This is a genomic window from Pseudomonas sp. Root562, from assembly GCF_001427125.1.
Classification (GTDB): Bacteria; Pseudomonadota; Gammaproteobacteria; order Pseudomonadales; family Pseudomonadaceae; genus Aquipseudomonas.
Map to the genome: position 1 here is coordinate 514,840 of NZ_LMGK01000012.1, position 26,857 is coordinate 541,696.

Genomic DNA, 26,857 nt, shown 5'->3' on the forward strand with positions numbered 1-26,857 from the left:
CCAGTGTCTAATTAATTGTTCGCGCCAATTCTGACGGCTACACTCCAACCCCATGAAACGCTACCTGCGGTTTTGCCTTATTTTTGTGATCACCCTGGCGCTTCCCCTCAGCGGGATGGCGGGGGTGCAGGCACCAACAGAACCGTGCCCGATGAAAGCCATGGGTATGGCGATGATGGACGACATGGGCATGGATTGTTGCAATGACATGAAGAGCCCGACCGAGCATGGGAAACCCTGCAAACTGGGTCAGGAGTGCAAGACGGGCGGGATGCTGCAAGTCTCGATCGTCAAGCCGCCCGTGACACTGTTCAGCCCCGTCGTGCTGGTCTTTTCCAGTGATTCCGTTTCTGTGTCCACCCCGTCCGGGGTATGGCGACCGCCCCGCGTCTGATTCCTATCCGTTATTGAACCTCATCCTGTTTTAACGGGATGGCATGGCTGTGCTCAGATGTTTTGACGCGCGCAGCGGATCATCACAGGAATCGCAAACATGAACCCCAAGTGCTTTTGCGCAGGTTGGTCCCTAGTGGCCGGCCTGGCGGCAAGCGTACTGGCCTTGCCGAGCTTCGCTACCTCGCTGACGCTCGACGAAGCCTTGCGGCTGGCCGAAAAAACCGCGCCGTCGCTGTCTGCACAGGATGCAAAGATTCAGGCTGCCAGCAGTGCGGCCATTCCAGCGGGTGAGCTACCTGACCCGAAGTTGCTCGCTGGTCTGCAGAACTATCCCATCGGCGGCCCAGATCGCTGGAGCGTCAATGATGACTTCATGACCATGCAAATGGTCGGGGTCAGGCAAGACATGCCCAATAGTGACAAGCGGAGGGCGCGGATCGAGGTGGCGAACGCAGGGGTTGAGCGTGCCGCTGCTGAGCGTCAGGTCGAACGCCTGAACGTGCGCCAAGCCACGGCGCTGGCCTGGATAAGCAGCTATTCAATCGAGCGCAAAGACGCGCTGTTCCAGGACTTCTACAAGGAGAACCGCCTGCTGAGCGACACCGTCCGCGCGCAAATTGCCGGCGGTCGCGCACAACCGGCCGATGCCGTGACACCGAAGCAGGAAGCGGCGCAACTGGCCGAGCAGCAGGACGACCTGATACGCCAGCGTGCTCAAGCGCGCGCTGCGCTGAAGCGCTGGATTGGTCCGGCCGCCAACGCAACGCCGGCGGGAAGTCTTCCGCAGTGGCCGATCGATACGTCAGGCTTGCCCCATAAACTGCAACATCATCCCGAGCTGGCCGCGTTCGGGCCGATGACCCGTGAAGCGCAAGCCAAGGTGCGCGAGGCGCAGGCGGAGAAAAAGTCCGACTGGAGCTGGGAGGTGGATTATCAGCACCGTGATCGGCAGTTCGGCGACATGGTAAGCGTGCAACTTTCCTGGGATCTGCCGTTGTTTCCGCAGACTCGGCAGAACCCCAAAATTGCCGCCCGAGAAGCCGAAGTCAACCAACTCGAATCCGAGCGCGAAGCCTTGACACGCGAGCATACCGAGCAACTAGAAAGTGAACTGGCTGACTATGAACGGCTCAATCGTGCGGTCCAGCGCAATGCGCAAAGTCTGCTGCCGCTGGCCAAAGAAAAAGTCGAACTCAGCATGGCCAGCTATCGCGCCGGTAAGGGCGATTTGAATGCGGTTGTCGCCGCCCGACGTGAACTCATCGAGGCACGCCTCAAACAAGTCGAAGTGGAGGAGCAGCGAGCACTGACCAATGCACGACTGTATTTTGCGTATGGAGAGGCCAGCCAATGAGCCTTAAAAAGAGTGGGGTGTTGTTGGCAGGCGTTGCAATGGCAGTGGGCATCGCCGGTGGTTACTGGCTGGCGCTTCAACGCGTCAGCGAAGTGAAGGGCGCTTCGCCTGAGCAAAATCTAAACGCACCAAATGAACGCAAAGCACTGTATTGGTATGACCCGATGTACCCCCAACAGAAGTTCGACAAACCGGGTAAATCGCCGTTCATGGACATGCAGCTGGTTCCGCAATACGCCAGTGGCGACAACGATCAAGCGACGGTCAGCATCGATCCGAGCGTGGCGCAGAATCTCGGTCTGCGCTCGGCGATGGTCAGCCGTGGAGTGTTTGCGTCCAGCCTTGATGTGAGTGGCATCCTCGCCTTTAACGAACGGGATGTCGCGGTTATCCAAGCCCGTACTCCAGGCTTTGTAGAGCGGGTCTACGCCCATGCACCCGGAGATCTGCTCAAAGCCAATGCGGCGCTGGCGGATATTCTGGTGCCCGAGTGGGCGGCGGCTCAGACTGAGTTCCTGGCCCTGAAAAACAACGGTGATCGCGACTTGCTCGCCGCTGCGCGGCAGCGCTTACGGCTCAGTGGAATGCCGCCGGGAGTGATTGCCCAGATCGAACGTAGCGGTAAGATCCAACCTTATCTGACGTTGACCAGTCCGATTGGCGGGGTGCTGCAAGAGCTCAACCTGCGCATAGGCATGACCGTCGCGGCGGGCGAGACGCTGGCGCGAGTCAATGGTCTGAGCAGTGTCTGGCTGGCGGTGTCCGTTCCTGAATCCGACGCGGGCACCATCGCCGAGGGGCAAAAGGTCGAGGCGCAGTTGCCGGCCTTCCCTGGGACCAAGGTCAATGGCACTGTCAGCACAATTTTGCCAAACACCAATGCGGACAGCCGCACCCTGCGCGTACGGGTCGAACTACCCAATCCAGACGGCCACCTAAGGCCCGGTTTGACGGCGCAAGTGCGCTTGAGCAGCTCAACTGAGCAGAGTGTGTTGTGGGTGCCGAGCGAGGCGGTCATTCGCACGGGTCGACGTGCCTTGGTGATGCTAGCCGAAGATGCTGGCCGCTATCGCCCCGTTGAAGTGCAGCTCGGGCAGGAAAGCAGTGGCAAGACAGTAATCGTTAAAGGTCTGGATGAAGGTCAGAAGGTAGTTATCTCGGGGCAATTTCTGCTCGACTCGGAGGCCAGTCTCAAAGGTATCGTGGCCAGTTCAGCAGACGAACCACCCCGTATCGCAGCAGCCTCAAATTTGCATGAGGCAGACGGGCAGATCGTCGAAATCGACGATAAAGAAGTCACACTCGCCCACGGCCCCTTCAAGACACTAGGCATGCCGGGCATGACGATGACGTTTCCACTTGCCAATCCGACCCTGATTCAGGGGCTGAAAACGGGCGACAAGGTTCGGGTCGCGGTGAGCCAAACCGACGATGGATTGCGTGTCGAGCGTCTAGATAAAACGGGAGGTCAGCCATGATCGCTGCCCTCATCCGTTGGTCTGTTGCCAACCGCTTTATGGTGCTATTGGCGACACTTTTCGTCACAGCTTGGGGCATCTGGTCAGTTCAGAACACGCCCATCGATGCCCTACCGGATCTCTCCGATGTACAGGTGATCATCCGTACCCCTTATCCGGGACAAGCACCGCAGATTGTCGAGAATCAGGTCACCTATCCGCTGGCCACCACCATGCTTTCAGTACCTGGAGCCAAGACCGTGCGCGGGTACTCCTTCTTCGGCGACAGCTTTGTTTACGTGCTGTTCGAAGACGGTACGGACTTGTACTGGGCTCGCTCTCGGGTGCTGGAGTATTTGAGTCAAATACAAAGCCGGTTGCCAGCCAGCGCAAAGCCCGCATTGGGGCCGGATGCTACGGGAGTGGGCTGGATCTATCAGTACGCACTGGTGGATCGCACTGGTGGGCACGATCTCGCGCAACTTCGTGCGCTTCAAGATTGGTTCCTCAAATTTGAACTCAAGACGCTGCCCAATGTTGCGGAAGTGGCCACCGTGGGCGGCATGGTCAAGCAATACCAAGTACAGCTCGATCCGCTCAAGATGGCCAATCTCGGGATCACTCAGGCACAGGTGACTGAAGCCATCGGCAAGGCCAATCAGGAAACCGGTGGTGCCGTGCTGGAAATGGCCGAAACCGAGTTTATCGTGCGAGCTTCGGGTTATCTAAAGACGCTCAACGATTTTCGGACGATCCCGCTGAAGTTGGAATCAGGCGGTGTGCCTGTAAGCCTTGGCGATGTCGCCACGATTCAGCTTGGGCCGGAAATGAGACGAGGCATCACTGAACTTGACGGGGAAGGCGAGACCGTCGGTGGGGTGGTGATTTTGCGCAGCGGTAAGAATGCTCGCGAGACCATTACGGCGGTGAAGAGCAAACTGGATGAGCTGAAAAGCAGTCTCCCAGCAGGCGTAGAAATCGTAACAACCTACGATCGCAGCAAGCTGATCGACCGCGCAGTAGACAACCTCAGTTACAAGCTGCTGGAAGAGTTCATCGTCGTTGCCCTGGTGTGCGGGATCTTCCTCTGGCACCTGCGCTCATCCTTGGTGGCGATCATTTCGCTACCTGTGGGGGTGTTGATTGCATTCATTGTCATGCGATACCAGGGCATCAACGCCAACATCATGTCCTTGGGTGGGATCGCTATCGCTATCGGTGCCATGGTCGATGCCGCAGTGGTGATGATTGAAAACGCACACAAAAAAATAGAATCCTGGCACACCTCTCATCCTGGGCAGGAGTTGAAGGGTGAGCAGCATTGGCATGTGATGACCGATGCAGCGGCCGAGGTCGGCCCCGCGCTTTTCTTTTGTCTGTTGATCATCACTCTGTCGTTCATTCCGGTGTTCACGTTGGAGGCTCAGGAAGGAAGATTGTTTGGCCCACTGGCGTTTACCAAGACCTACGCCATGGCGGCAGCTGCGGGATTGTCGGTCACGTTGGTGCCGGTGTTGATGGGTTACTGGATTCGGGGACGAATTCCGAGTGAGCAACAGAACCCTTTAAACCGCTGGTTGATACGAATCTACCAACCCGCGTTGGACGCAGTTCTGCGTCGTCCGAAAACCACTCTGCTGGTGGCGCTGTTGGTATTCGTCAGTGCGCTATGGCCAATGTTTCGCTTGGGTGGGGAGTTCCTTCCACCACTGGACGAAGGGGATCTGCTCTACATGCCTTCAGCCCTGCCGGGGTTGTCGGCACAGAAGGCTGCACAACTGCTGCAACAGACCGATCGCCTAATCAAAACAGTCCCTGAAGTTGAACACGTTTTCGGCAAGGCCGGTCGTGCTGATACCGCTACCGATCCAGCGCCGTTGGAAATGTTTGAAACCACAATTCAGTTCAAACCGCATGAGCAATGGCGCCCAGGCATGACCCAGGAAAAATTGGTGGAGGAGCTGGACCGCGTGGTACGCGTGCCTGGCCTGACCAATATTTGGATACCCCCGATTCGCAACCGCATCGACATGCTGGCCACAGGGATCAAAAGTCCCATCGGGGTGAAAGTTGCCGGCACTAACCTGACGGAAATCGATTCGGTCACCCAGGCGGTTGAAAAGGCAGCCAAGAATGTGCCCGGTGTCAGCTCCGCGTTGGCCGAGCGCCTGACCGGTGGCCGCTACATCGATGTGGATATCGATCGTAATGCAGCCGCCCGCTACGGCATGAATATCGCTGATGTGCAGTCCATCGTGGCCGGTGCTATCGGAGGCGAAAATATCGGGGAGACCGTTGAGGGACTCGCACGTTTTCCGATCAGCGTCCGTTATCCGCGAGAGTGGCGTGACTCACCGGGAACCTTGGAACAATTGCCCATCTACACATCGTCAGGCACCCAGATCACCCTCGGTACTGTGGCAAAAATCAAGATCACTGACGGTCCACCAATGCTCAAGAGCGAGAACGCGCGGCCTTCGGGCTGGGTGTACATCGATGTGCGTGGTCGTGACATTGCCTCAGTGGTCGCCGATCTTCGTCAGGTCGTCAATCAACAGGTCAAGTTGCAGCCTGGTATGAGCCTGAGCTACTCGGGGCAGTTCGAGTTTCTCGAAAGAGCTAACGCACGACTCAAGCTGGTCGTACCGGCCACGCTATTGATCATCTTCGTGCTGCTTTACCTGACATTCGCTCGATTCGATGAGGCCTTGTTGATCATGGCCACACTCCCTTTTGCTCTCACCGGAGGGGCGTGGTTCCTCTATTTGCTCGGGTTCAATCTGTCGGTGGCAACGGGGGTCGGCTTCATCGCACTAGCCGGGGTTTCTGCAGAGTTCGGCGTGATCATGCTGCTATACCTGAAAAATGCTTGGGCCGAACGTGTAGACCTTGGCGATAACTCTGAACGTGCATTAGTGGAGTCGATTCGTGAAGGCGCTGTGCAGCGAGTGCGTCCCAAAGCTATGACTGTGGCTGTCATCATCGCGGGCCTGTTGCCCATACTGTTGGGCAGTGGTACCGGCAGCGAAGTGATGAGCCGAATTGCCGCGCCAATGGTCGGCGGAATGGTAACTGCGCCCTTGCTTTCCCTGTTTGTCATCCCGGCGGCCTATCGCTTAATGCGTCGTCGAAAGCTACCTAGCAAACCCGTAACTCTGAAAGGAAATGTTGTATGAAACTGACCCTTATTACAGTTGCCAGCACTGCGGTTGTGTACTCTCTCGCTGCCCATGCACAAGAAACGCCAGCAATGAAAATGGACGGTATGGAAGGCATGGAAATGAAGCAGGAATCAAAGCAGATGGCTGTCGCCAATGCCGAGGGCACGATCAAGGCCATTGATCCTGCGAAACATAGCGTGACACTCGCTCACGGTGCCGTTCCAGCTGTTCAATGGCCGCCGATGACCATGTCCTTTTCCGCATCGGATGATCAGTTGGCAGGGTTGAAGGTAGGAGATCGTGTGTCATTCACCTTTCGGGTCGAGGGAGGTAAAGGAACGATTGTCTCCATAAAGAAATGAGTTACTAAAGCTGCCGGTAACCGGTGTCGCCAATGAGGCGTTCACCACTCACCTGGCTGTCAAAAACTCTTCGCCGAGTTAGGGATAGGCGAAGGTACAAGGAATGTCATCCACCAAACCCGGGAGAATCGAACCTAGCGGCATGCCCGTGCCGGCGGTTACCCAATTTGGATAAGCAAAGCCCTGCTTGAAGGTTTCAACGTAAGCGTCCGGCAAAGTCACCTACCCGATCTCTGCAATAAGGGCGATGGTGTCCACTTAAAAATACGTGGGCACCATCGCCCTTATCGTTAGGATTGCCATGCGCCAGCGAACCTCTTATCCAAAACCCTTTAAAGCCCAAGTCGTTCAAGAATGCCTGCAACCCGGTGTATCGATAGCTAGCGTAGCCTTGCGACACGGTATCAACGCCAACCCTGTCCGTAAGTGGACACCTACCTGGACGACGGAGCTGTGCCTATCGACAACAATCAGGTAGAAAATCAGATCTGACCGTGGGCACTTGGGCGCTCGAACTGGTTGTTTGCTGGATCGCTACGGAGCGGCAAGCGGGCGGCGGCGATCATGAGTTTGATCCAGTCTGCGCGCATGAACGGGCACGATCCTTATGCTTATATTAAGCACGTTCTGGCTCGTCTGCCGACGCAGCGGGCGAGCGACATCAACGTCTTGCTGCCCCACAACTGGACGCTAGCCTCCCACATCTAGAGCAAAACGCGGATGCTTACTGCTCACCGGGTGCGAGTACGGACTTATGGTAAAACAGGCAGCTCCTTGCCCAGTCAGGCTGCTCCTCGTCCGGATTCACAGCATCCTTGTCGTCAGTCTGAGCCCACTCTGCCTAGAGATGCGACTTCTAACAGACAGCTTTTTAAGGTTAACTTCTCCTCTAAATCACGCCGAGGCCATCTTCCTATGTCAATTGCTGACAACCTTATTGCGTTCACCTTCGCAGCAACGCTGTTAACCCTGACGCCAGGCCTCGACACTGCTTTGATATTGAGAACGGCCACCGTGGAAGGTAGGCAACAGGCTTTTCGCGCCGCACTGGGCATCAATACAGGTTGCTTGCTGTGGGGCGCCGCTGTGGCGTTTGGACTAGGCGCACTGATTGCCGTATCAGAGTTGGCGTTCAACGTCTTGAAATACTGCGGTGCCGCCTATCTAGCCTGGCTCGGGCTGAATATGATCTTACGCCCGCGTAGATCATTGTCGCCTGTCCAAGCGGCAGCAAAGCCAGGCCATAACTGGTTCCTGAAGGGAATGATGGGAAATATCCTGAATCCCAAGATTGGTATTTTCTACGTCTCCTTCTTGCCCCAATTCATTCCCCAAGGCCAACCATTGGTTGCTTGGACGTTCGGCTTGGTAAGCATTCACGTGGTAATTGGGTTGCTATGGTCGATTATTCTAATCGCCGCAACCCAGTCGCTGGCCGGTATATTGCGGCGTGAGAAGGTGGTCGCGTGGATGGATCGTGCAACAGGAATGATCTTCGTTCTTTTTGCGGCGCGTCTCGCCTTCGCTAAACGTTAAGCCCTTCAGTAAGGCGCCGGTGTATTGCCCGGACGCTTACGTTTCAACCACCAGAGCCGCAAGCATTCTGGTGACTACTAACATTCAGTTGAGATGTCGCAGCGTCGAGCTCTACAAGGAAGTGTGTGATTCAAATGAAGTCGTCGCTAGGAGCCACGGTGGTTCTTTAACGGAAAAATTGTGGTGCGGAGTTTTTTCACAAACGTCTTTGAAGAACGTGGACGATATACGCGTCCAGCGAAAAGCGCAGGCCCGGATACTTTTATCTTCCGTTTTCACGCCTAAATGATCCAGGGCTCTTGCCATGGAAGCGACTAAAAGCGCGGCTAAAGGCTGCCTCGGACTGATAACCAACGATCTCTGCAATGATGGCCACGCTGCGCGTGTCACGACTTAACCAATGCGCAGCCTTCGCCATTCTGATACGCACGAGCATATCTCCAGGCGTCATTCCTGCTACTTTCACGAAATGACGTGCGAACGTAGCGCGCGATAAATGACAGGTATTAGCCAGCTCTTCCACCGACCACTGTCGAGCCGGGTCCTCCAGCATAGCGTATAAGCCGCGAACGAGGCGTGGATCCGACAGTAATGCCAGCATACTAGGTTGAGTTTGTGCCTGGGACATCCATGCCCGGAGAATGATTGCGAACAAGGCTGAGGCAAGCTGGCTCAGGATTACTTCCGACCCCTGACCTGTGGCCCGTTGCTCGCAGCCAAGAATGGCGATCAAAGATTGCATAACCTGCATGTCTTTACCGCCGGCTTCGCGAACAACCATCAAGCTAGGCAGAGAGCTGAACAATGGGCCAGCAATGCCAGGCTCAAAATGAAAGTACCCGCACAGTATCTCGCTTTGCGCACCCACCTCATCATTTACTGCAACAGGCAGCGCTGAACCGGTTTCCACCCGTACTAAGCTCGGCAAACTATCAGGGTCTGCTTTTAAGGTATGTGCAGCGCCAGTAGGGAAAACGATAACGTCACCGCAGTGCAGATGCAGTGGCTCGAAGCCAGAGGTGTAAAGCCACACACTTCCAGAGGTAACAATATGATAAGGAGCGACTCCGTAATTGGTAGGCGGGTTCTCGAGCGCCCAGGGAGCCCCGAGCTTGCACACATGGTCTAGAGCGACCTCGACGGGATAGAGGTGCAGTAAGCGGCTTAATAGGTCCATTTTCTTTCCAGATTGAGACGCTAGGGCAAGAAGATGCCCAAACCTATCATCATTTGGATCGATTACCTCGCTAAAGTGGCTACATCCGGCGCTCCTGCCGGTCCACATTAGCAAAAGGAAATCGTATGACTCGCCTTACTTCCCACCCCGTCGATCAGGCAACCGGCCGCGCTGCCGAATTGTTCGTTGCTATCAAGACTGCCTTTGGCGCTGTACCCAATACCTTCGCAGATATCGGTGCCAATAGCCCCGCAGCGCTGGAGGCAGCTCTGGCAGTCGATAGCACCTTGTCAAAAGGATCGCTGACTACACAAGACATCGAGGTAATCAAGCTCGCTATCAGCCAACAGACCGGTTGCGACTATTGCCTTGCCGCGCATACGGTGATCGGTCGAGGTGCGGGTCTTAGTAAAGAACAAATCCTGGCTGCTCGCCATGGCGATGCATCATCGGGCAACGCAAAGCTAGATGCGCTCGCGTCATTTGCCCGAGTTTTGTACCAAACTCGAGGCACTCTACCAGCGGAGCATGTGGATGCAATAAAAGCCGCCGGCTATAACAACAAGCAAATTGTTGAGATCCTTCTTGCTATCTCGTCTGGTATTTTCACTAACTACTTTAATCGTGTGAATGATACCGTAATTGAGTTTCCGAAAGTAACCTGAAAAGACCAGTAAGTTTTAGGCGCAGCACCCAGTATACAAAATCACCGTAATGTTGCTTATAGTCCCCAGCGACTATTAATAGCCAGTTGCCCATCATTCGTCTAGAGGAAATAATTATGAACTACATTATTAATTTGCTTGGCCGTTCCTTTATCATGAAGCACGACCTAGATTATCACTTGCTCCGAGCCTCCATGGTGCTTATCTTCCTTTGGTTTGGCTATGACAAGTGGTTCGATGTTGAAATAAGAGACTTAATTCCTTTGCTGACCAACGCGCCACTTCTTTCTTGGACAATTCCAGTATTAGGTGTTAGCGGCACGAGCATTTTGCTGGGTACTGCGGAATGGACTTTCGGGCTGTTATTGTTCCTTGGGTTCTGGAACAAAAAAATTGGCGTACTTGGCGCTCTTGGTTCGATTGTAACATTTATAGGTACACTCACGATTTTCCCGTTTGCACCAGGAGCTTGGCACCCAGAAGCTGGCGGGTTCCCAGCGATGACCATAGTTTCGGGTTTCTTGTTGAAAGATCTCGTCTTATTGATGGCTTCTGTCTATCTACTGAAGCAAGATCTCGGTAAGTTGCTCAAAGTTTAGGATTAGCTCTCAATAGCGGAAAGTGGTTACTGTCTAATTCTGTTCCTCAGCCGCGGTGAACATGCCGCGGCGGTCAGTAGGGCGTTGCAGAAATTAGGACTTAAAATTGTCTAAACATATTATGGCGAGTAATATCGATCGGTTTGCCAGAGCTTTAATAGTAGTTTGGGAGTAGATAAAATGAAAAATGTAACAATGTTTATTCCCCAGCGTTGGTTTTCGTTGCCATTATGCCAAAGCATTCTTAACAGGCGAGAGCAATAGGGTGGAAGAAATTAATGTTAAGGCTGATTCTCAGCGCTTGCGAGAACGGATTATCAAAAGTGGGACGACACAACGTTCCGCAGATGTTTGTTGGAGAGCATCATGTAGGTGGCTTCGATTATATGATTGCACTTGAGCACGCGGGTAGTCGTGACGCCCTGCTAGGGTAATGAAAAGAACGTGCTTTGTCAGCGATCATGGACTGACCAAATTACTATAAATTCAGTTCACCGAGGCTGTTTTTACGCCGCATTTACGCCGCATCAGAGAACACGTCGTAAGCGTCTTACACGATTCAGGAATAGTTGCTATGCAACGGCTTAATACTTTCTCGTGCTTCCGGAGGATCAGTGTTTTTGGGCTTTTAATAGTCGTTGCGCTATTAAATATGAAGGGCCTAACAACTCCCGTTTTAGAAGTTGGAAAAGGCAGGCCGCTATCATTATCGATATCACGAAGGGCATCCTTGCGCTACACGGGATTCGAACATCACCTTCAACAAAAACCCTTAATTAAATAGTTTATGCTGATCGAATAATTCTTAAGGCGCCTCGTTTAGTAGTAAGTTGTCAGTATTTGTTCCTCTTCTGCTTCCGACATCAGCCAATCACGCACTGCTTTTACTTGGGGTCGCAGGGTAGCGTGGTGGGGATACACCACGAAATAGGAAGAGTGAGACGTTTCGTATCCATCGAAAGGGCGCACCAATCGCCCTGAAACCAAATCCTCTTTTACTAATCGGCTGCGAGCTAACGCGACACCGTGCCCTTCAATAGCTGCCTGGATAGCTAGCGCAGATGCATTCACATGCATGCCACGCAGTCCATGAATATTATTGTACCCTCGAGATGACAGCCATGAAGTCCACGTTGGGAAATTTGGATCGAAGCTTATGGTTGCATCGTGTATCAAGGTCAAAGAAGCAATATCGTCAAGACTTAATGAAGGCTTTCCCAGCTTGTCTAGCAAATTTTGGCTGCAAACCGGGAATACGTACTCTCCCATCATTCGCTCCGCTGTTAAATCGGGGTAACGGCCTATCCCAAAGCGAACGCCGATGTCTACGCCCTCACTGCGAAAATCGACAAGACGGTCAGTAGTGTGCAATCGAATATCCCATTGTGGATAGCGAGCGCTGAAACCAGAAATTCGGGTCAAGAGCCATTTGCTAGCAAAAGCAGGCGTTACAGATAGCGTGACGACATTAACCGGTAGCGCTGTCCGCAAACGTTGTAATCCCTCCGCCAGCAGTGAAAATCCGTCGCGGATCTGAGGATAAATCGCAGCGGCTTCAGGGGTTAACGTCACGCCACTACGGGATCGTTCAAACAGAGAACGCCCTACGTAATCTTCTAACGTTTTGATTAATTGGCTGATCGCAGGAGGGGTTACGTTGAGTTCCTCCGCAGCAGCGGAGAACGTTTGCAGCCTTGCAGCTGCCTCGAATGCCCGTAGAGCATTCAAATAAATTGCAATCCGTCGAGCTTCTTCGTTAAGCACAGCTTATTGCTCCGGCAAGAAAATCCCAATATTCGGCTGCTTCGTTCGCTCACATAATAGCCACTCAAGCGGGTAAATGTTCAAGATGAACGATGCCGGCGACGTGATCTCTCTTATTTTTCTGTTTAACGGAGTTTTTATGAAAGCGTCTATTTTTCGTGAGTTCGGTGGCCCGAACGTTCTGCGCTACGAGGACGTTGCTACGCCAAGCGCACGCCCAGGACACGTGGTCATTCGGGTACTAGCTGCAGGCATCAATCGACTTGAACTCTACCTGCGTGAAGGTGCTATCACCCGTGATCTCGCTTTGCCTCATATTCTTGGGTCGGATGCGGTTGGGGAAGTAGTCGAGTTGGGTGCCGGTGTGACCGACTTCTCACTGGGTGAACGTGTAGTACCTATGCCTGGTTACCCGCTAGATAAAGCTGACTATGCATTTTCCCCCATGAGTGCAGCTCCCAGCTATGCCATTGCAGGCATTATGAGTTGGGGGGCCTATGCTGAGTACATGGAAGTTCCCGCGCATTGGTTGCTGCGCGACGATACGGGCCTGTCCCCAGAGGAGCTTGCGACGTTGCCAATGGTCCTAGTGACTGCTGTGCGCGCTGTGAGAGTCGTAGGCGCGGTGAAAGCGGGAGACACCGTTTTGGTCCAAGCGGGCGGTTCGGGTACAGGTTCGATGAGCATCCAAATCGCTAAGGCGCTTGGCGCCAGGGTCGTAACCACAGTTAGTAACGATGAGAAAGCTGAAGTCGCACGAAAGCTCGGTGCCGATCTGGTCATCAACAGCAAGCGTGAAGACTTTGTAGCAGTCTCTCGCGAGTGGACAGGAGGTAAAGGTATGGATGTAACGATCGACAACCTCGGTGGTGAAATTCTTGCCCGCAGTATTGAAGCCACGCGTCCTACTGGCACTGTGGTTACCTTGGGCTTCGTCGCAGGGTCTGAGCTGAATCTTGATATTCGTAGCTTTTTCTTCAGCCAGCGTCGGCTGCTTGGGACGCTTATGGGGGATTTGGACGACCTGCGTTTCGGGTTGGATTTGATAAGGAAAGGCGCTGTGCGCCCAGTACTGGATCAAGTAATTCCGCTTTCTGAAGCAGCTCGTGCTCATGAGCTACTCGGGGAAGGGCGTGTGTCGGGCAATCTAGTGCTGAAGCCTTGATTCGGAGTAGATCATGAAGACACCTATATCATTGGAATTATCGCCCGACGCGCTAAGTGGCGACGAGATTGCTGAAAGACTGCGCTTGCTCGGTATTACGTTACCGGAGCCCCCTAAGCCGGTCGGTTCCTATAGTGCGGTGATGATTCGCAATGGCATAGGGGCTGTTTCTGGGCAGTTTCCTTTAGTTAACAGCAAACTTTTCCACCCTGGTGTGGTTGGCTTCCAAATAAGTGAAGCCGAGGGCTACGCCGCTGCAAGAGCGGCAGCTCTCAATGTTATCTCGCAAATTGAAACGGCCTTAGGTGGGTTTCAACGGTTTGGCGGGTTATTGCGTTTGGAAGGGTATGTTGCCAGTGCACAGGATTTCCTTGCACAGCCACATGTGCTGGATGGAGCGTCAGAGCTTTTTGTGTCTGTTTTTGGCCAGTCTCTTGGTAGCCATAGCCGGACGGCATTCTCTGTAACGCAGCTACCGCTTGGAGCATCTGTAGAACTAGCAGTGACCTTCGCAGTGACGAATGATTAATTGCAAGTTGCTGTAGCGCCACTGCTAAGGCAGATTATTATGGAGTTAAAACGTTGGTAGGCACTAAACTTAAAAGAAAATAGAGAGGGATTTATGAAGCTAAATATGAAATCTTTTTTGATTGCTGGTTTGGTTACTACCTTAGGCTTGATCGCAAGTGTCGCTTCGGCGTCCCCGATTTTAAATCAAACCCGCCACCAGACTATTAATATCGATGGAGTAGAAGTTTTCTATCGCGAGGCAGGTGATAAGAGTGCTCCGACAGTTTTATTGCTGCACGGGTTTGGTGCATCCTCCCACATGTTTCGCGATTTAATTCCGAAATTGGCTACGAAGTACCATGTGGTCGCACCAGATTTACCGGGGTTTGGATTGACTACAGTCGATCCTACAAGAAAGTTTATTTATAATTTTGATAATCTTGCAGCGGTAGTACAAAGGTTTACAGAAGCTAAAGCTTTAAACAAATATGCCATCTATGTTTTTGATTATGGTGCACCTGTAGGTTGGCGTCTTGCTGTTAAAAACCCTGAAAAAATCACAGCCATCATCACTCAAAATGGGAATGCCTACGAAGAAGGGCTTAGCCCAGGGTGGGCAGATATGCGTAAAGCCTGGGCGGATCCATCCCTTGAAAATCGCGAAGCGTTGCGAAAACTGAATACGCTGGAAATGACCAAGTGGCAGTACACCGAGGGAGTAAATGATCCTGCGCTTATCGCGCCTGAGAGCTACATGTTGGCACAGGCAGCTGTGGAGCGTCTGGGCGTCGACATCCAACTCGACTTGATTATGAACTATGGCGAAAACATCAAGCAATATGCTGAGGTGCAAGAATACTTTAGAACTAGGCAGCCTGCCCTATTAGCGATCTGGGGGAAAAATGACCCTTTCTTCCTCCCCGCTGGTGCTGAGGCGTTCAAACGGGATATTCCAAATGCAGAAATCGTATTGCTCGATACCGGTCACTTTGCAATTGAAACTCATGGAGATGTAATTGCCGAGAGAATGCTTAATTTTCTTGGTAATAATTCGAAGAACTTGTAAGCGTAATAGTAATTTTTCTTCGCTCTGAATCCACCAATGTCGGTTTGAAAGCTGACATTGGAGATCGCCTGATCTCAGGCGTAATTATGAACGCCGCAGCATGATTAAACAGCCTCTTTAAAAAGAGGCGGCTGAGCGTTCACTCATGCATGACAAAAGGTAACTTTATGAATCGTTTGAATGTAACGGGCGTTGATGACGCGACCGGTCACTCTGCAGAAGTATTCGCCTCTATTAAGCGTGCTTTTGGTGGAGTGCCCAATGCTTTTCTAGTCGCAGGTACTAACAGTCCTCTCGCTTTGGAAGCCGCGCTCGCACTCGATAGTGCTCTACATAAGGGAAGTCTAAGCGTAAAGGAAATCGAGGTAATCAAACTCGCCGTCAGCCAGGCTTCAGGATGTGATTATTGCCTTGCAGCACATACTGTGATCGGGAAAGGTGCCGGTCTTAAGGACGACGAAATACTCGCGGCACGCCACAATACGCCTTCTGGCAATTCCAAATTTGATGCTTTGTCGAAGTTCGCTAGAACGCTCGTTAGTACATCGGGTACCCTCGCGATCGAAGCCGTTAATACTGTCAAAGAAGTCGGTTATTCAGATCAGCAGATTGTGGATGTCGTGCTTGCTGTTTCAAGTATCACATTTACTAATTTAATTAACCGTATAAATGATACTCCGCTAGATTTTCCAGCGGTTAGCTGAAAATCAGTCGGTGCCGCACGGTCGCCGTGCGGCACTGATACCGGCGTTATTCTGCCTCGTGCAAAATTGTATCTTTTTAGCAAATAAATATTTCTCCGTGAGTGTCTAAAATGACGAATCCACAGCTCAAGAATCAAACTTCATTATTTGGCATTGAGAAGTTGCGCGTTTGGGGCGACAAAATCATGCTGCTTAGTATTTATGGTTTATACTGTGCCTTAGCTGTAATCTATTTTTGGTTTGGCGGTATGAAGTTCACTCAATACGAAGCACAAGGTTTAGTACCGCTTGTTAGCAACAGCCCGGTGGTAGGTTGGACATATGAAATGCTCAGCGTGGGTAATTTTTCTAGTGCGCTTGGTTATATAGAGGTCTTGATTGGAGCCCTTATCCTCGGTCGCATCGTATCACCAAAGATTTCATTGCTCGGTGGTGTGTTATCTGTTGGGTTATTTTTAACCACGATAAGCTTTATGTTTTCTACTCCTGGAGTTATTGAGGAAGGCCTTGGTTTTCCCGCTATTACGGTGTCTCTTGGGCAGTTTTTGCTAAAGGATGTTGCACTTCTCGCAGTATCAATATTTATCGTCGGTCATTCACTTTCGGCACTCGAATCCAAAGATGATGGTTTCGTAATATTTGAAAACAGGTAATTGATATGACATATCAGCCACTGGACTGCGGTCTCTACGATTTTATTGAAATGGTCTGTATGCGACATAATTTGCTCGATGTGGAAATGTTAGACGGCCAACGTATAAAAGCACGAGCTTTAACTACAAAAACCTCCGCTTCCAAGGAAGAGTATCTTCAACTGGAGTCCCCGAATTTACTTCAAGAGGTGAGGTTGGATATGATTTCTGCAATAACAGTTATGGACGAGGGGGAGGGTTATCAGCGAAAAGACTTCACTATAGGTTCTTGCGCCATCTGAAACATTGTCGCTCAGGTTTAGTAGGTTTTTTAGAATAGGTGACAGCGTATAAATTTCAGTCCTTATGATATTTTTTCATAAATATCATTCCAGATGGCTGGGGCGATATGTAATTACGAGCCCGCTGGCGCACACCAGACCGACCTGATTGCCGCGGATCAGCAGGTGAGTTATTGCCACGCTCAGATTGAGGACTTTAAGACGCAACTCTCCGGAGTCGCAGCGCATTTGCGGACAGCAACATTATGCAAACTGAAGGCTGTGTCTTAAGTCGTTCAGCCCTTCAAACGCGGTTCCTCAAGTGGCAGCAAGAAAAGAAAAGATATGAATTATAAGGTGAGGGGTGCTTCACCCACTGATGCCTTTGCTATCCAAGCCAATCTATGGACCAGTGGTTTCGGGCTCAGTCATCTCGTTCGCGTTGATACTACCGACTGTGAAAAAGATGCAAGCACGAATAGCCGCGACACTGCCAACGTATCCCTATCTGGTAGCCCAGGGTGGAAGGCAACGTCGATGGATACGCTCACGCAAGCCAGCATCGAGCGAGAAACGCCCTGGTCGGTGGATGTCACCGTATATGTCGACCCGGCGTTGCACCGAAGGGAGGTGTGCTTTATAAGCAGCTTCTTCTAGGCCTAGAGAAACAAGGTTTTCATGTAGCCTATGCCGGCATTGCCTCACCCAACGCTGGAAGCACAGGTATCCATAAAGCGCTCGGGCTAACTCAAATCGGCACCTATCCGGAGGTTGGTTTCAAGCACGGTCAATGGCAAAGCGTGGGCTATTGGCGCAAACCGCTTTGTGCGGTCACTCCGCTAACAGCAATCATCCCGTTCAGGGAGATAAAGGAAGAGTAGAGGAACAAGGTGTGAGATGACTTGACTACTTTTTGTCGCCATCAATACCAGGCTGTTCGCTGGGAGCTATGCTTAGTGATGATTAACGTTCGAGACGGTTTACCGACCAGCCGGAGGAATTAATGAATTTGGCGGCGTTTACCTTGCTGCTTTCCGCAGGCGAGACCATAGACGGGTGCCCGCTCACTGACTCAGATGCAGTGGCACTCGCAAATCTGCATTTTCCTTCCCGTGCCTATTGCCTTGTTGCGGATTGGATAATCTTGGACCTAGAAGTTACAACACGTCAGCGAGCTGCCATCGCCGCTAGAGGGCTTATCCCGGCCTTGGTTTACGCGTTGACTGTTATCCAAGATAGTAAAGGCCGTTTTGCACCTGGTGATTGGGTTAGATCAACGTTGGAGGTTTCCTTGTCCCAGAACTGCTTATTTGAGACGAAAAACACGGTTTATGTGCTCATGGGAGCCGGACGTAGGTTGCGTACAGATTTAGATATCGCACTGAGCTTGTGCTGAAGACAGCAGTTTATGGGCTCTCCCTTCATGGCTGCTTACTTCTAGCTCTTCGTGTCAAACTATGTTGTGAGCAATCGGGCCCTGTATTTCAAACGCAGCCCATCTGGGTCAATCTATGTTGCTTATGTCTTTATCCCGAATCATCCTACAGACCCCGATTTAGGCTAGGGTTTGTGTCAAACTATGTTGTTGGTACCCAACCTCCAAAATCGCAGCCCAAGGGTTGCGATTTTTTTATCTGAATCGAGGACACTCCATGGACCGCTTTCAGGAAATGCAGGTCTTCGCCGCGGTCGCCCAGGACCAGGGTTTTTCCGCGGCAGCACGGCGGTTGGGGTTGTCGGCGGCCAGTGTCACCCGGGCGGTGGCGGCGCTGGAGAAACGCATTGGCACGCCGTTGCTCACACGCACTACGCGCAGTGTGCATCTGAGTGAGGCCGGCCAGCGTTATCTTGAAGACTGTCGCAGAATTCTTGCCGAAGTGCAGGAGGCCGAGGATTCAGCGGCAGGCAGTCATGCTCAGCCGCGTGGGCAACTGACAATCACGGCGCCGGTGTTGTTTGGTGAATTGTTTGTCACTCCATTGATGGTGGATTTTCTTACACAATTCCCGGACGTCACGATCAATGCGCTGTTGGTTGACCGTGTGGTGAATGTGGTGGAGGAGGGCATCGATGTGGCTGTGCGCATCGGTGAGCTTCCGGATAGCAATCAGCACGCCATTCGCGTGGGTGAGGTGCGGCGGGTGGTTTGCGTATCACCGGCATTCCTGGCGGCTAATGGACATCCGACTCACCCGCAGGATTTGGCTCGAGGACCGGTTATCGCGACGTCTGCGACGGGCCAGTTACGCAGCTGGCCGTTTCTGGAAGGGGGCGAGCCCATCAGTGTGCGCACCGATCCCCGGTTGGTGGTTACGGCGAATCAGGCGGCGATCACCGCGGCTTGCCTTGGCTTGGGTTACACCCGGGTCTTGTCTTATCAAGTGGCACGCAAAGTCGCGGCAGGGGAGCTGGAAATTGTCCTGGCGAATTTCGAGATGCCTCCCTTGCCTATCCATGTGGTGTACCAGGGCGGACGCAAGGCTGCGGCGCGGGTTCGCAGTTTTGTCGACTTTACTGTCAAGGCGTTGAGGGAACATCCAGCCCTGCAGGTCTGATACGTTATTTCGCTGGATGAAATAATGGATTGCGTTTGTTGGTTATTCTGTTGTTTTGGTGACTGATGGAAGATGGCCCCCCAAGGTGCTGATCTCCCTGAACAACACCACTCAAGCGCGGAGTCGATCATGCAAGCCATCAAACTCTACAATTTTCCCCGTTCCGGCCACGCCCATCGTGTGCAGCTGATGCTGTCCCTGCTGCAACTGCCGACCGAGTTGATTTTGGTCGACCTCGCCAAAGGCGAACACAAAAAGCCCGAGTTCCTGGCGCTCAATGCTTTTGGCCAGATTCCGGTGCTTGATGATCAAGGTGTGGTGTTGGCGGATTCCAACGCGATCCTGGTTTACCTGGCGCAAAAATATGGCAATGGTCGTTGGTTGCCCACCGATCCGGTCGGCGCTGCCAAAGTCCAGCGCTGGTTGTCGGCCGCTGCCGGCCCTATCGCCTTTGGTCCGGCCAGGGCGCGTTTGATCACGGTGTTTGGTGCGCCTTACAACCCTGACGAGGTGATTCCTTATGCCCACAGCGTGCTCAAGGTCATCGATAAGGAATTGGCCAACACTGAATTTCTCGTCGGTAACGAACCTACCATCGCCGACATAGCAGCCTACAGCTACGTTGCCCACGCACCGGAAGGCAATGTGTCGCTGGACGAGTACGCCAACATCCGCGCATGGTTGGCACGGGTCGAAGCCTTGCCTGGTTTTGTCGGCATGCCGCGCACGGTTGCCGGTCTGCAAAAAACAGCCTGACGTTTGTGGCCCGATGATCGGGCCCTTCACGCTGTGCCATTGGCGCAGGGGAGAAGCCGTGATGGACCGTTCACCGTGGCATGCTGGCGAAAGAGAGTTACAGGCGCATATCGGAGTTGGCGAGCGCATGGAGGCAGTAGGTCGCAGGGTTATTCGTGATTACATGCCGGACCAGCACCGCACGTTCTACGAGCAATTGCCATTCATGCTGTATGGCGCGGTGGATGCCAACGGCAACCCGTGGGCCAGTGTGCTTGAAGGTGAAGCTGGTTTTGCTCATTCCCCTGAACCGCAACTGTTGCAGTTCAGCAGCGTGCCAGCAGCGGATGACCCGGCGCAATTGAGCGATGGCGCGGCAATCGGCCTGCTGGGTATTGAATTGCATACCCGGCGGCGCAACCGCATCAACGGTCATATCGGCGCAATGACGGCGAACGGTTTTGCGGTGAAGGTTGACCAGTCGTATGGCAATTGCCCGCAGTACATACAGTTACGGCAGTTTCGCTCGGTGCCGCTGGCGGATGCATCAACGCGTCCCGCGCAGTACCTCAATGAACTGGACGAAGCAGCCAGAGCTGTGATCGCCGAGGCTGATACATTCTTTGTCGCCAGCTATGTGGACGTCGATGGCGTTCGCTCGGTGGATGTTTCACACCGTGGCGGACAGGCAGGTTTCGTTCACATCGAAGGGAATTGCCTGACCATTCCAGACTTTGCGGGCAACCTTTTTTTCAACACTTTGGGCAACTTGCGGGTCAATCCAAAGGCCGGTTTGTTATTCATTGATTTCAATTCGGGTGATCTGCTGCAACTCAGCGGGCGCACCGAAATTATCCTGGAAGGACCACAGGTAGAGGCCTTTCAAGGTGCCGAACGTTTGTGGACGTTCCACGTGGAACATGTTGTTCGCAGACCTAGTGCTCTTGCATTGCGATGGCGTTTCGACGGCGTTTCACCCACCAGTCTGCTAACAGGTACTTGGGAGCAAGCCAAAGCTCGCCTGCAAGCCAAGGCTTTAGGTGATCAATGGCGGCCATTGCGTGTCGTACGAATCGAAGCGGAAAGCCAGAACATTCGCTCGATTTACATGGAGCCAGCTGACGGAGCAGGGCTGCCGTTGTTTCAGGCCGGTCAGCATTTACCGTTGCGGTTCAACATTGATGGTGACGTGCATATCCGCACTTACAGTCTGTCGAGTGCCCCATCGGATGATTTTTTCCGTATCAGCGTGAAGCGTGATGGACGGGTGTCTTCACACCTGCATGAACACATTCGCGTCGGTGATCTGCTTGAAGCCCGAGCACCCCAAGGCCATTTCACTGTGGCCGCCAATGAGCGTCGGCCACTGGTACTGTTGGCTGCCGGAGTGGGCATTACGCCGCTGCTGTCGATGTTGCGTGAAGTGGTCTACCAAGGCTTGCGCACCCGTGGGATTCGTCCGACCTTGTTTTTGCAGAGTTCGCGTACCTTGGCGGATCAACCATTTCGTGCGGAAGTGGATCGCTTGCTCGAGCACGCCGGTGATGCGGTCAAGGTGATACGTTTGCTCAGTCAACCGGAGCCGAACGCTCTGGAAGGTGAAGACTTCGATTCGATCGGGCGTATCGATGTCGCACGGCTCACGGAATTGCTTGAAGTTGAAGACTACGATCAGCTGGATTTCGTCTTGTGTGGTCCCGGCAGTTTTACCCAGGCGATGTATGACGGCCTGCGTGAGCTGGACGTCCGCGATGTGCGGATTCACGCCGAAACCTTTGGCCCTTCGACGTTGCGCCGCCAGCCCGATCCGGATGCAATAGTGATCGAGCAACCACCGGCCGCCACCACGTCGGTGCCGGTGGTGTTCGAGCGTTCCGCCAAAGAGGCGCGTTGGCAACCCGAGGGCGGCAGCTTGCTGGAGCTGGCAGAAAGTCGTGGTTTGCAGCCCGAATTCAGTTGCCGTGGTGGCTCTTGCGGCACCTGTAAAACCCGTTTGATCAGCGGCCAGGTGCATTATCCACAACCACCAGCGGAGATACCGGAGGAGGGCGAGGTGTTGATTTGCTGTGCAATTCCGGCTCAGGGCGCGCAGCCTTTGGTACTTGATTTGTAGTTGCTGACAAAGGCTTCTACGAAGGAGCGGGTTCAACTCACAGGAGCTTTATGGTTTTTTTCGTTCGGCTGGTGTCGCTGCTGACTGCACTGACACTGCTCAATGGCTGCGATCAGCGGGAGGCGCCCCCGCTCGATCAGCAGCTGTACATCTGGCAGCGACAATGGACCCCCTCCCATGAAGCAGCGCTGCGCGACAGTCGCGCAGATTTTTCCACCCTGCGTGTGCTGGCATTGCAGGCATTTCCCCAGGCCCGATGGCATCGGGCGCTGATTGACCCTGAGCTGCTCAAGCACGATGGTCGGCCGCTGATCGCAGTGATTCGCCTCGATGGCCAGCTCAAGTCGCTGGATCAGAACGAAGTCACGCTGCATATTCAGCAGGTGCTCAGCGACTGGCAGACACAAGGATTGACTGTCGCAGGTCTGGAGATCGATCACGACGCCGGCAATGCGCGGCTTTCGGCCTATCGAGAGTTTCTCCTGCATTTGCGCACGGTGCTGCCGGTCTCAATGCCACTGAGCATCACCGCGTTGCCGGCGTGGCTCGGCAGTGCGCAGCTGCCCGCATTGTTAGCCGCGGTCGACAGCAGTGTGTTGCAGGTTCACGCGGTGAGCGATCCTCGCCGTGGTTTGTTCGACCCCGACCAAGCCCGGCAATGGACGAACGCCTGGAGCCGAATAACCGAAAAACCTTTCTTTCTGGCGCTGCCGGCATACGGTGTGGCGTTGTTGCCGAATGACGGCGGTGCGCCGGTCGTGGAAAGCGAAACTCGAATCGAACGTGACGGCAAGCGTCAGGAGTTGCTGGCCGATCCCCAACAATTGAGTCAACTCGCTGCACAATTGCGAAACGACCCTCCGAATCATCTGGCCGGATTGATCTGGTTTCGCCTGCCACTGGCCAACGACCGGCGGGCGTGGAGCCTGACTACTTTGCGCGCCGTGTCGCGGGGAGATGCGCTCCATAGTCGGCTTACGCTGAGTTTCACGGAGCACCAGGGCCTGTATGACGTGAGCCTGATCAATCAGGGCAACCTCGACAGCGCCTGGCCCGAACGCGTCACTGTCGCAGTGCAAGGCTGTGATGGCGCCGATGCACTCGCCGGTTATGCGTTGCAACAAGGCCCGGATCTGCTTACCTTCACCCGCTTGCGTGAGGGGCGGATTGCAGCCGGCGGACAACGCGCCGTTGGTTGGGCTCGCTGCAGCAAAATTGATCAAGGAGCTTCGAATGTTCACCCGTAACTGGCCGCGTCATCTGCTCTGCCTGAGCCTCAGCCTGCCACTGGGTTCGGCGTTGGCATGCGGGCCGGATTTCCCGATGCGCCTGCTGGATAACCGTGGTCAATCGTTGGCGGAGCTGCCGGAGGGCAACTTCAACTTCGAGATCAGCCGACTCGGGCACCGGATTGCCGGGTTGAATAACGTCAGCGCAACCGCATACAGCATGGATGGGCCAGACTACTCAGAGCAACGCAATCAGGCTGAGCAGGCGGGTTTGACGCCGGCGCAGCAGGCATTGGTCAAGCAGCTGCGTAGCCTGACCAATGCCTCGCAGGTTGAAGTACAGGGCGCGAACTTGCCCGACGAAATCCGTTTTTATCTGGCCGGTGCGGTGGCGTTCAACGTGGGTGACCATGGGCTGGCAGCCGAATACTTCGAAAAAGTGCTGGCGCTGCCCGCGGATCAACGCGCGTTGCGCAGTACCTGGGCAGCGTACTCGCTGGGCCGGGCGCGATTCGCCATGAGTGCCGAGGCCGGTGCGGCTCCTGATCTGCTGGCGCAAGCTCGCAAGGCTTTTGAGCAAACACGGCAACTGAGTATCGACGGCTTCAGTGATCCGCTGGAACTGGGTGTGGCCAGTCTCGGCGAAGAGGCCCGCGTAGCCCGCACCGCCGGCGACTGGAACACGGCCATCGAACTCTATGCCACGCAGAACCTGCACGGTTCGGCGGTGGGCTATACCTCACTCAAGCTGTTGGTGGCTGACTTGGCGGCCATGCCCGAAGAGCAGTTGGCCGAACGGCTCAAGGGCAAACCGGTACAGCAACTGGTAACGGCATCGTTGATCAGTCGACTGGGCTGGTCGTTCGGTGAACAACCGGCAAACGAATTGAAGCTGATTAAATTGCTGCAAAACAGCACGCTGGGCAGCCTCAATAATGCGGATCGGCTGGCGGCGGTGAATTATCAACAGGGCGATTTCGCCAGCGCCAAGGCGTTCGTTGAACACGCAGGTGACGGTGGGCTGGCGTGGTGGTTACGCGCCAAGCTGGCGCTGCGTGATGGCGATAAAACTGCTGCGGCCGCGGCGTATGCCAAGGCGGCGCAGGCCTTTCCTCAGAATGAATCCTGGGGCGATCGGCGAACGCCGGACTTCGATTATGAAACGCTGCAACCCAAATGTCGGGTTGATGGCGAAAGTGCGATTCTGGCCCTGCAACGCGGGGATTACCTGCAAGCGTTCGACCAGCTTTATCGCAGCCAAAGTATCTACTGGTTTGACGCGGCGACGGTGGCCGAACGTGTGCTGACGCTCGACGAACTCAAGCATTACGTCGACACCCAGGTTCCAGCGCCACCCCCGCTCAGCCAGCATGACCGCGACAACTATGTGCCCTTGCCAGTGGCAGCGAGCCTGCGCAATTTGCTGGGCCGTCGGTTGTTACGCGAAGGGCATTATGAAGATGCGCCCGCCTATTTCGATAACGACGGGTTGCGCCACAAGGCCAGGCTGTATGGCGAGCAACGCCTGGCGGCCGATGCCGCTTGGTGGCCGACCCGCCGCGCCGCCGCTCTGTTCAACGCTGCGTGGACTGCACGTGAGTGGGGGATGGATATTCTCGGTTACGAGATGGCCCCGGATTTCGCCACCTTCGCCGGCAACTACAGCCTTGAAAGCACTGAGTTGAAAGTCGGGCCGCTGGTGGCCGAAGACGAAGTGAAGCGTCAGCAGGCCAGCGCTGCCCAGCCTGATCAGCGTTATCACTACCGCTTTGTCGCCACACAATTGGCCAATCGCGCTGCGGATAATCTGCCGCATACCAGTCAGGCATTTGCTGCTGTGCTCTGTGAAGCGGCCGGTTGGAACAGCAGCCTTGCAGATCAAAGTGCGCTCTACCAACGCTATGTCAAAGACGGGCCTTTTGTGGAATGGGCGGCGGACTTTGGCAACCAATGCCCGTATCCCGATTTCGAGAACGCCGATAAACGCTATGTCACCCAGGTTACCGATGCCGCTCGCTCTGCATTGCGTCCATACAAGACGCCTTTGCAGGTGGGCAGCGTTGTTGCGGTCACGGCAGCGGCACTGTTGCTGATCAATCGCCGCCGCCTTAAAGCGCAGTAAGGTTCAAGCCTGTTGCACAAAGGTCAGCCGTACGGCGAAACCGATCAACAGGCTACCGAATAACCATTGCTGCAAGCGCTGGGCCGAAGGGCTGCGTTGCAACCAGCGGCCGAGCGCTGTACCGATCAGGGCATAGGTGCTGTCGAAGAGCAAACCGACGCCGACCAGCACACCACCCAACACTGCAAATTGCGCGAGCACCGGCCCGGCCTGTGGGTTGATGAATTGCGGCAGTAACACGGAACAAAACAGCAGCGCCTTGGGGTTGAGCAGGTTGGTCAACAGACCGCGACGGATCGCTTCGCGCCAGCGGGCTTTCTGTATCGGTTGATGGCTGTGCAAGGCCGGCAGCATCGTCGTTCGCAGGCATTGAATGCCGATCCACAGCAGATACGCGGCACCCGCCAGTCGCACCACGTCGAATGTCCAGGGCGCCGCTTTGAACAATGCCGCCAGCCCCAGCGCCGCCAGTACAACGTGACAGCCGCGGGCTACTGCGAGTCCCACCGCTGTGGCGAGTGCCGCTCCTTTTCCCTGACGAGCACCGGTCTGCAGCAGCAGGATCATGTCAGGACCAGGCAACAGGTACACCACGGCCAGTGCCATGAAAAACAGCCAGAGTCCTGCCATGTTGCACCCCATTTGTTGTCGATTTGGTAGGGCCAGTGTAGGGCGCAAGGGCAGGGCAGGTGCTTGCGTAGTTTGCTTCAAGATTGGGCTTTGTTGGCATAATCTGCCATGAACAGAACACATGACCATCGGAATCTGCCAAACATGAAACTGGATGCCTACGATCGCAAGATTCTCGCTGCACTGCAGCGCGATGGTCGCTTGACCAACGTGCAATTGGCCGAAGAGATCGGCCTGTCGGCGTCACCCTGTTTGCGACGGGTACGCATGCTCGAAGAAGCCGGGGTGATTCGCGGTTATCAGGCCAACCTCGATCGCGATGAAGCCGGTCTTGGGTTGACGGTGTTTGTTGGCGTGAAGGTCGAGCGTCACAACGACGAACAGGCCGAGTCGTTTCGCCTGGCGGTCACGGCTTTGCCTGAGGTGATCTCGGCGTTTCTGGTGTCCGGGGAATCGGATTTTCTGTTGCAAGTGGTGGTGCCGGATCTGCGCGCGTACGACCGCTTTCTCACCGGATGCCTGTTGAAGTTGCCGGGTGTGAGCGATATCCGCAGTAACTTTGCGATCCATACGGTGAAAGCACCGGGCCCGCTTCCGTTGACGCATTTGCCTGGCTGAAGTGAATAGCTCGCCGCCTGCCGCAG

25 protein-coding genes and 2 pseudogenes are annotated in these 26,857 nt (G+C 54.2%); 24 read left to right on the plus strand and 3 right to left on the minus strand.

Features of this window, described 5'->3' with window-relative positions; translation table 11 throughout:
• The first annotated feature begins 52 nt into the window (after positions 1–52).
• The 8 genes and pseudogenes from ASD60_RS12445 (at position 53) to ASD60_RS12470 (ending at position 8,266) form a co-directional block, all read left to right on the plus strand.
• On the plus strand, positions 53–394 hold the full coding sequence (locus ASD60_RS12445; protein WP_056854283.1) for a hypothetical protein: 342 nt from the start codon (positions 53–55) through the stop codon (positions 392–394).
• Between the two features lie 99 nt (positions 395–493).
• Entirely contained in the window at positions 494–1,750 is a 1,257-nt protein-coding gene (locus ASD60_RS12450) for a TolC family protein (RefSeq protein WP_056854284.1), read from the plus strand.
• Positions 1,747–3,228, plus strand: coding sequence for an efflux RND transporter periplasmic adaptor subunit (locus ASD60_RS12455; RefSeq protein ID WP_056854285.1), 1,482 nt, complete (start codon positions 1,747–1,749; stop codon positions 3,226–3,228). The genes ASD60_RS12450 and ASD60_RS12455 overlap by 4 nt, the downstream gene beginning before the upstream one ends.
• Complete coding sequence (locus ASD60_RS12460) at positions 3,225–6,383, plus strand: efflux RND transporter permease subunit (RefSeq protein ID WP_056854286.1); 3,159 nt, start codon at positions 3,225–3,227, stop codon at positions 6,381–6,383. Before ASD60_RS12455 ends, ASD60_RS12460 begins: the two co-directional genes overlap by 4 nt.
• Complete coding sequence (locus ASD60_RS12465; RefSeq protein ID WP_056854287.1) at positions 6,380–6,730, plus strand: copper-binding protein; 351 nt, start codon at positions 6,380–6,382, stop codon at positions 6,728–6,730. The genes ASD60_RS12460 and ASD60_RS12465 overlap by 4 nt, the downstream gene beginning before the upstream one ends.
• Positions 6,731–7,031: 301 nt before the next feature.
• Positions 7,032–7,208 carry a transposase gene (locus tag ASD60_RS28265; protein WP_082557577.1) on the plus strand — a complete coding sequence of 59 codons (177 nt, stop codon included), beginning with the start codon at positions 7,032–7,034 and terminating at the stop codon, positions 7,206–7,208.
• Positions 7,163–7,438, plus strand: a pseudogene (locus tag ASD60_RS28270) (transposase domain-containing protein); the annotation flags it as partial. The gene ASD60_RS28265 and the pseudogene ASD60_RS28270, both read left to right, overlap by 46 nt.
• A gap of 207 nt (positions 7,439–7,645) precedes the next feature.
• Positions 7,646–8,266, plus strand: coding sequence for a LysE family translocator (locus ASD60_RS12470; protein ID WP_056854288.1), 621 nt, complete (start codon positions 7,646–7,648; stop codon positions 8,264–8,266).
• A 262-nt stretch (positions 8,267–8,528) separates the two neighbouring features.
• On the opposite strand, the gene ASD60_RS12475 is transcribed toward ASD60_RS12470, so the two are convergent.
• Entirely contained in the window at positions 8,529–9,443 is a 915-nt protein-coding gene (locus tag ASD60_RS12475; RefSeq protein ID WP_056854289.1) for an AraC family transcriptional regulator, read from the minus strand.
• Positions 9,444–9,568: 125 nt separating this feature from the next.
• Here ASD60_RS12475 and ASD60_RS12480 point away from each other — a divergent pair, with 125 nt between their 5' ends.
• On the plus strand, positions 9,569–10,108 hold the full coding sequence (locus ASD60_RS12480) for a carboxymuconolactone decarboxylase family protein (protein ID WP_056854290.1): 540 nt from the start codon (positions 9,569–9,571) through the stop codon (positions 10,106–10,108).
• A gap of 116 nt (positions 10,109–10,224) precedes the next feature.
• Entirely contained in the window at positions 10,225–10,707 is a 483-nt protein-coding gene (locus ASD60_RS12485; protein WP_056854291.1) for a YkgB family protein, read from the plus strand.
• A gap of 819 nt (positions 10,708–11,526) precedes the next feature.
• Here ASD60_RS12485 and gcvA read toward each other — a convergent pair.
• Entirely contained in the window at positions 11,527–12,471 is a 945-nt protein-coding gene (gene gcvA / locus ASD60_RS28280) for a transcriptional regulator GcvA (RefSeq protein ID WP_177336571.1), read from the minus strand.
• A gap of 76 nt (positions 12,472–12,547) precedes the next feature.
• Here gcvA and ASD60_RS12490 point away from each other — a divergent pair, with 76 nt between their 5' ends.
• From ASD60_RS12490 to ASD60_RS12550, 13 genes and pseudogenes are all read left to right on the plus strand, one after another.
• Positions 12,548–13,636: a quinone oxidoreductase family protein gene (locus ASD60_RS12490; protein WP_056854292.1), complete on the plus strand. Its 1,089-nt coding sequence runs from the start codon at positions 12,548–12,550 to the stop codon at positions 13,634–13,636.
• Positions 13,637–13,649: 13 nt separating this feature from the next.
• Positions 13,650–14,165 (plus strand): RidA family protein, encoded by a 516-nt coding sequence (locus ASD60_RS12495; protein ID WP_056854293.1) that lies wholly within the window; start codon positions 13,650–13,652, stop codon positions 14,163–14,165.
• A gap of 93 nt (positions 14,166–14,258) precedes the next feature.
• Complete coding sequence (locus tag ASD60_RS12500) at positions 14,259–15,212, plus strand: alpha/beta fold hydrolase (protein WP_082557579.1); 954 nt, start codon at positions 14,259–14,261, stop codon at positions 15,210–15,212.
• A gap of 167 nt (positions 15,213–15,379) precedes the next feature.
• A complete protein-coding gene (locus tag ASD60_RS12505) occupies positions 15,380–15,916 on the plus strand; it encodes a carboxymuconolactone decarboxylase family protein (protein ID WP_056854380.1) in 537 nt (178 codons plus the stop codon).
• A 110-nt stretch (positions 15,917–16,026) separates the two neighbouring features.
• Positions 16,027–16,569: a YkgB family protein gene (locus ASD60_RS12510; protein ID WP_056854294.1), complete on the plus strand. Its 543-nt coding sequence runs from the start codon at positions 16,027–16,029 to the stop codon at positions 16,567–16,569.
• 5 nt (positions 16,570–16,574) lie between these two features.
• Positions 16,575–16,850, plus strand: coding sequence for a Rho-binding antiterminator (locus ASD60_RS12515; RefSeq protein ID WP_056854295.1), 276 nt, complete (start codon positions 16,575–16,577; stop codon positions 16,848–16,850).
• A 324-nt stretch (positions 16,851–17,174) separates the two neighbouring features.
• Positions 17,175–17,710 (plus strand): annotated as a pseudogene (locus tag ASD60_RS28285) (GNAT family N-acetyltransferase).
• 122 nt (positions 17,711–17,832) lie between these two features.
• The gene (locus tag ASD60_RS29865) at positions 17,833–18,225 is read left to right on the plus strand and encodes a DUF6957 family protein (RefSeq protein WP_056854297.1); all 393 of its coding nucleotides are present in this window, start codon (positions 17,833–17,835) and stop codon (positions 18,223–18,225) included.
• A gap of 256 nt (positions 18,226–18,481) precedes the next feature.
• The gene (locus ASD60_RS12530; protein ID WP_056854298.1) at positions 18,482–19,384 is read left to right on the plus strand and encodes a LysR family transcriptional regulator; all 903 of its coding nucleotides are present in this window, start codon (positions 18,482–18,484) and stop codon (positions 19,382–19,384) included.
• Between the two features lie 129 nt (positions 19,385–19,513).
• Positions 19,514–20,140: a glutathione S-transferase family protein gene (locus ASD60_RS12535; RefSeq protein WP_056854299.1), complete on the plus strand. Its 627-nt coding sequence runs from the start codon at positions 19,514–19,516 to the stop codon at positions 20,138–20,140.
• A 61-nt stretch (positions 20,141–20,201) separates the two neighbouring features.
• Positions 20,202–22,232: a 2Fe-2S iron-sulfur cluster-binding protein gene (locus tag ASD60_RS12540; protein ID WP_056854300.1), complete on the plus strand. Its 2,031-nt coding sequence runs from the start codon at positions 20,202–20,204 to the stop codon at positions 22,230–22,232.
• 50 nt (positions 22,233–22,282) lie between these two features.
• On the plus strand, positions 22,283–23,479 hold the full coding sequence (locus tag ASD60_RS12545; RefSeq protein ID WP_056854301.1) for a DUF3142 domain-containing protein: 1,197 nt from the start codon (positions 22,283–22,285) through the stop codon (positions 23,477–23,479).
• On the plus strand, positions 23,466–25,583 hold the full coding sequence (locus ASD60_RS12550; RefSeq protein ID WP_056854302.1) for a hypothetical protein: 2,118 nt from the start codon (positions 23,466–23,468) through the stop codon (positions 25,581–25,583). Before ASD60_RS12545 ends, ASD60_RS12550 begins: the two co-directional genes overlap by 14 nt.
• A gap of 3 nt (positions 25,584–25,586) precedes the next feature.
• Here the strand turns inward: ASD60_RS12550 and ASD60_RS12555 are convergent, their stop codons facing one another.
• Positions 25,587–26,213, minus strand: a complete 627-nt coding sequence (locus ASD60_RS12555) for a LysE family translocator (RefSeq protein ID WP_056854303.1) — start codon at positions 26,211–26,213, stop codon at positions 25,587–25,589.
• Between the two features lie 144 nt (positions 26,214–26,357).
• Here ASD60_RS12555 and ASD60_RS12560 point away from each other — a divergent pair, with 144 nt between their 5' ends.
• Complete coding sequence (locus ASD60_RS12560; RefSeq protein WP_056854304.1) at positions 26,358–26,831, plus strand: Lrp/AsnC family transcriptional regulator; 474 nt, start codon at positions 26,358–26,360, stop codon at positions 26,829–26,831.
• The last annotated feature ends 26 nt before the right edge of the window (positions 26,832–26,857 follow it).

Coding starts and splice junctions, on each gene's coding strand:
- ASD60_RS12445 (WP_056854283.1), top strand. CDS start 53: ATGAAACGCTACCTGCGGTTTTGCCTTATTTTTGTGATCACCCTGGCG.
- ASD60_RS12450 (WP_056854284.1), top strand. CDS start 494: ATGAACCCCAAGTGCTTTTGCGCAGGTTGGTCCCTAGTGGCCGGCCTG.
- ASD60_RS12455 (WP_056854285.1), top strand. CDS start 1,747: ATGAGCCTTAAAAAGAGTGGGGTGTTGTTGGCAGGCGTTGCAATGGCA.
- ASD60_RS12460 (WP_056854286.1), top strand. CDS start 3,225: ATGATCGCTGCCCTCATCCGTTGGTCTGTTGCCAACCGCTTTATGGTG.
- ASD60_RS12465 (WP_056854287.1), top strand. CDS start 6,380: ATGAAACTGACCCTTATTACAGTTGCCAGCACTGCGGTTGTGTACTCT.
- ASD60_RS28265 (WP_082557577.1), top strand. CDS start 7,032: ATGCGCCAGCGAACCTCTTATCCAAAACCCTTTAAAGCCCAAGTCGTT.
- ASD60_RS12470 (WP_056854288.1), top strand. CDS start 7,646: ATGTCAATTGCTGACAACCTTATTGCGTTCACCTTCGCAGCAACGCTG.
- ASD60_RS12475 (WP_056854289.1), bottom strand. CDS start 9,443: ATGGACCTATTAAGCCGCTTACTGCACCTCTATCCCGTCGAGGTCGCT.
- ASD60_RS12480 (WP_056854290.1), top strand. CDS start 9,569: ATGACTCGCCTTACTTCCCACCCCGTCGATCAGGCAACCGGCCGCGCT.
- ASD60_RS12485 (WP_056854291.1), top strand. CDS start 10,225: ATGAACTACATTATTAATTTGCTTGGCCGTTCCTTTATCATGAAGCAC.
- ASD60_RS12490 (WP_056854292.1), top strand. CDS start 12,548: ATGTTCAAGATGAACGATGCCGGCGACGTGATCTCTCTTATTTTTCTG.
- ASD60_RS12495 (WP_056854293.1), top strand. CDS start 13,650: ATGAAGACACCTATATCATTGGAATTATCGCCCGACGCGCTAAGTGGC.
- ASD60_RS12500 (WP_082557579.1), top strand. CDS start 14,259: ATGAAGCTAAATATGAAATCTTTTTTGATTGCTGGTTTGGTTACTACC.
- ASD60_RS12505 (WP_056854380.1), top strand. CDS start 15,380: ATGAATCGTTTGAATGTAACGGGCGTTGATGACGCGACCGGTCACTCT.
- ASD60_RS12510 (WP_056854294.1), top strand. CDS start 16,027: ATGACGAATCCACAGCTCAAGAATCAAACTTCATTATTTGGCATTGAG.
- ASD60_RS12515 (WP_056854295.1), top strand. CDS start 16,575: ATGACATATCAGCCACTGGACTGCGGTCTCTACGATTTTATTGAAATG.
- ASD60_RS29865 (WP_056854297.1), top strand. CDS start 17,833: ATGAATTTGGCGGCGTTTACCTTGCTGCTTTCCGCAGGCGAGACCATA.
- ASD60_RS12530 (WP_056854298.1), top strand. CDS start 18,482: ATGGACCGCTTTCAGGAAATGCAGGTCTTCGCCGCGGTCGCCCAGGAC.
- ASD60_RS12535 (WP_056854299.1), top strand. CDS start 19,514: ATGCAAGCCATCAAACTCTACAATTTTCCCCGTTCCGGCCACGCCCAT.
- ASD60_RS12540 (WP_056854300.1), top strand. CDS start 20,202: ATGGACCGTTCACCGTGGCATGCTGGCGAAAGAGAGTTACAGGCGCAT.
- ASD60_RS12545 (WP_056854301.1), top strand. CDS start 22,283: ATGGTTTTTTTCGTTCGGCTGGTGTCGCTGCTGACTGCACTGACACTG.
- ASD60_RS12550 (WP_056854302.1), top strand. CDS start 23,466: ATGTTCACCCGTAACTGGCCGCGTCATCTGCTCTGCCTGAGCCTCAGC.
- ASD60_RS12555 (WP_056854303.1), bottom strand. CDS start 26,213: ATGGCAGGACTCTGGCTGTTTTTCATGGCACTGGCCGTGGTGTACCTG.
- ASD60_RS12560 (WP_056854304.1), top strand. CDS start 26,358: ATGAAACTGGATGCCTACGATCGCAAGATTCTCGCTGCACTGCAGCGC.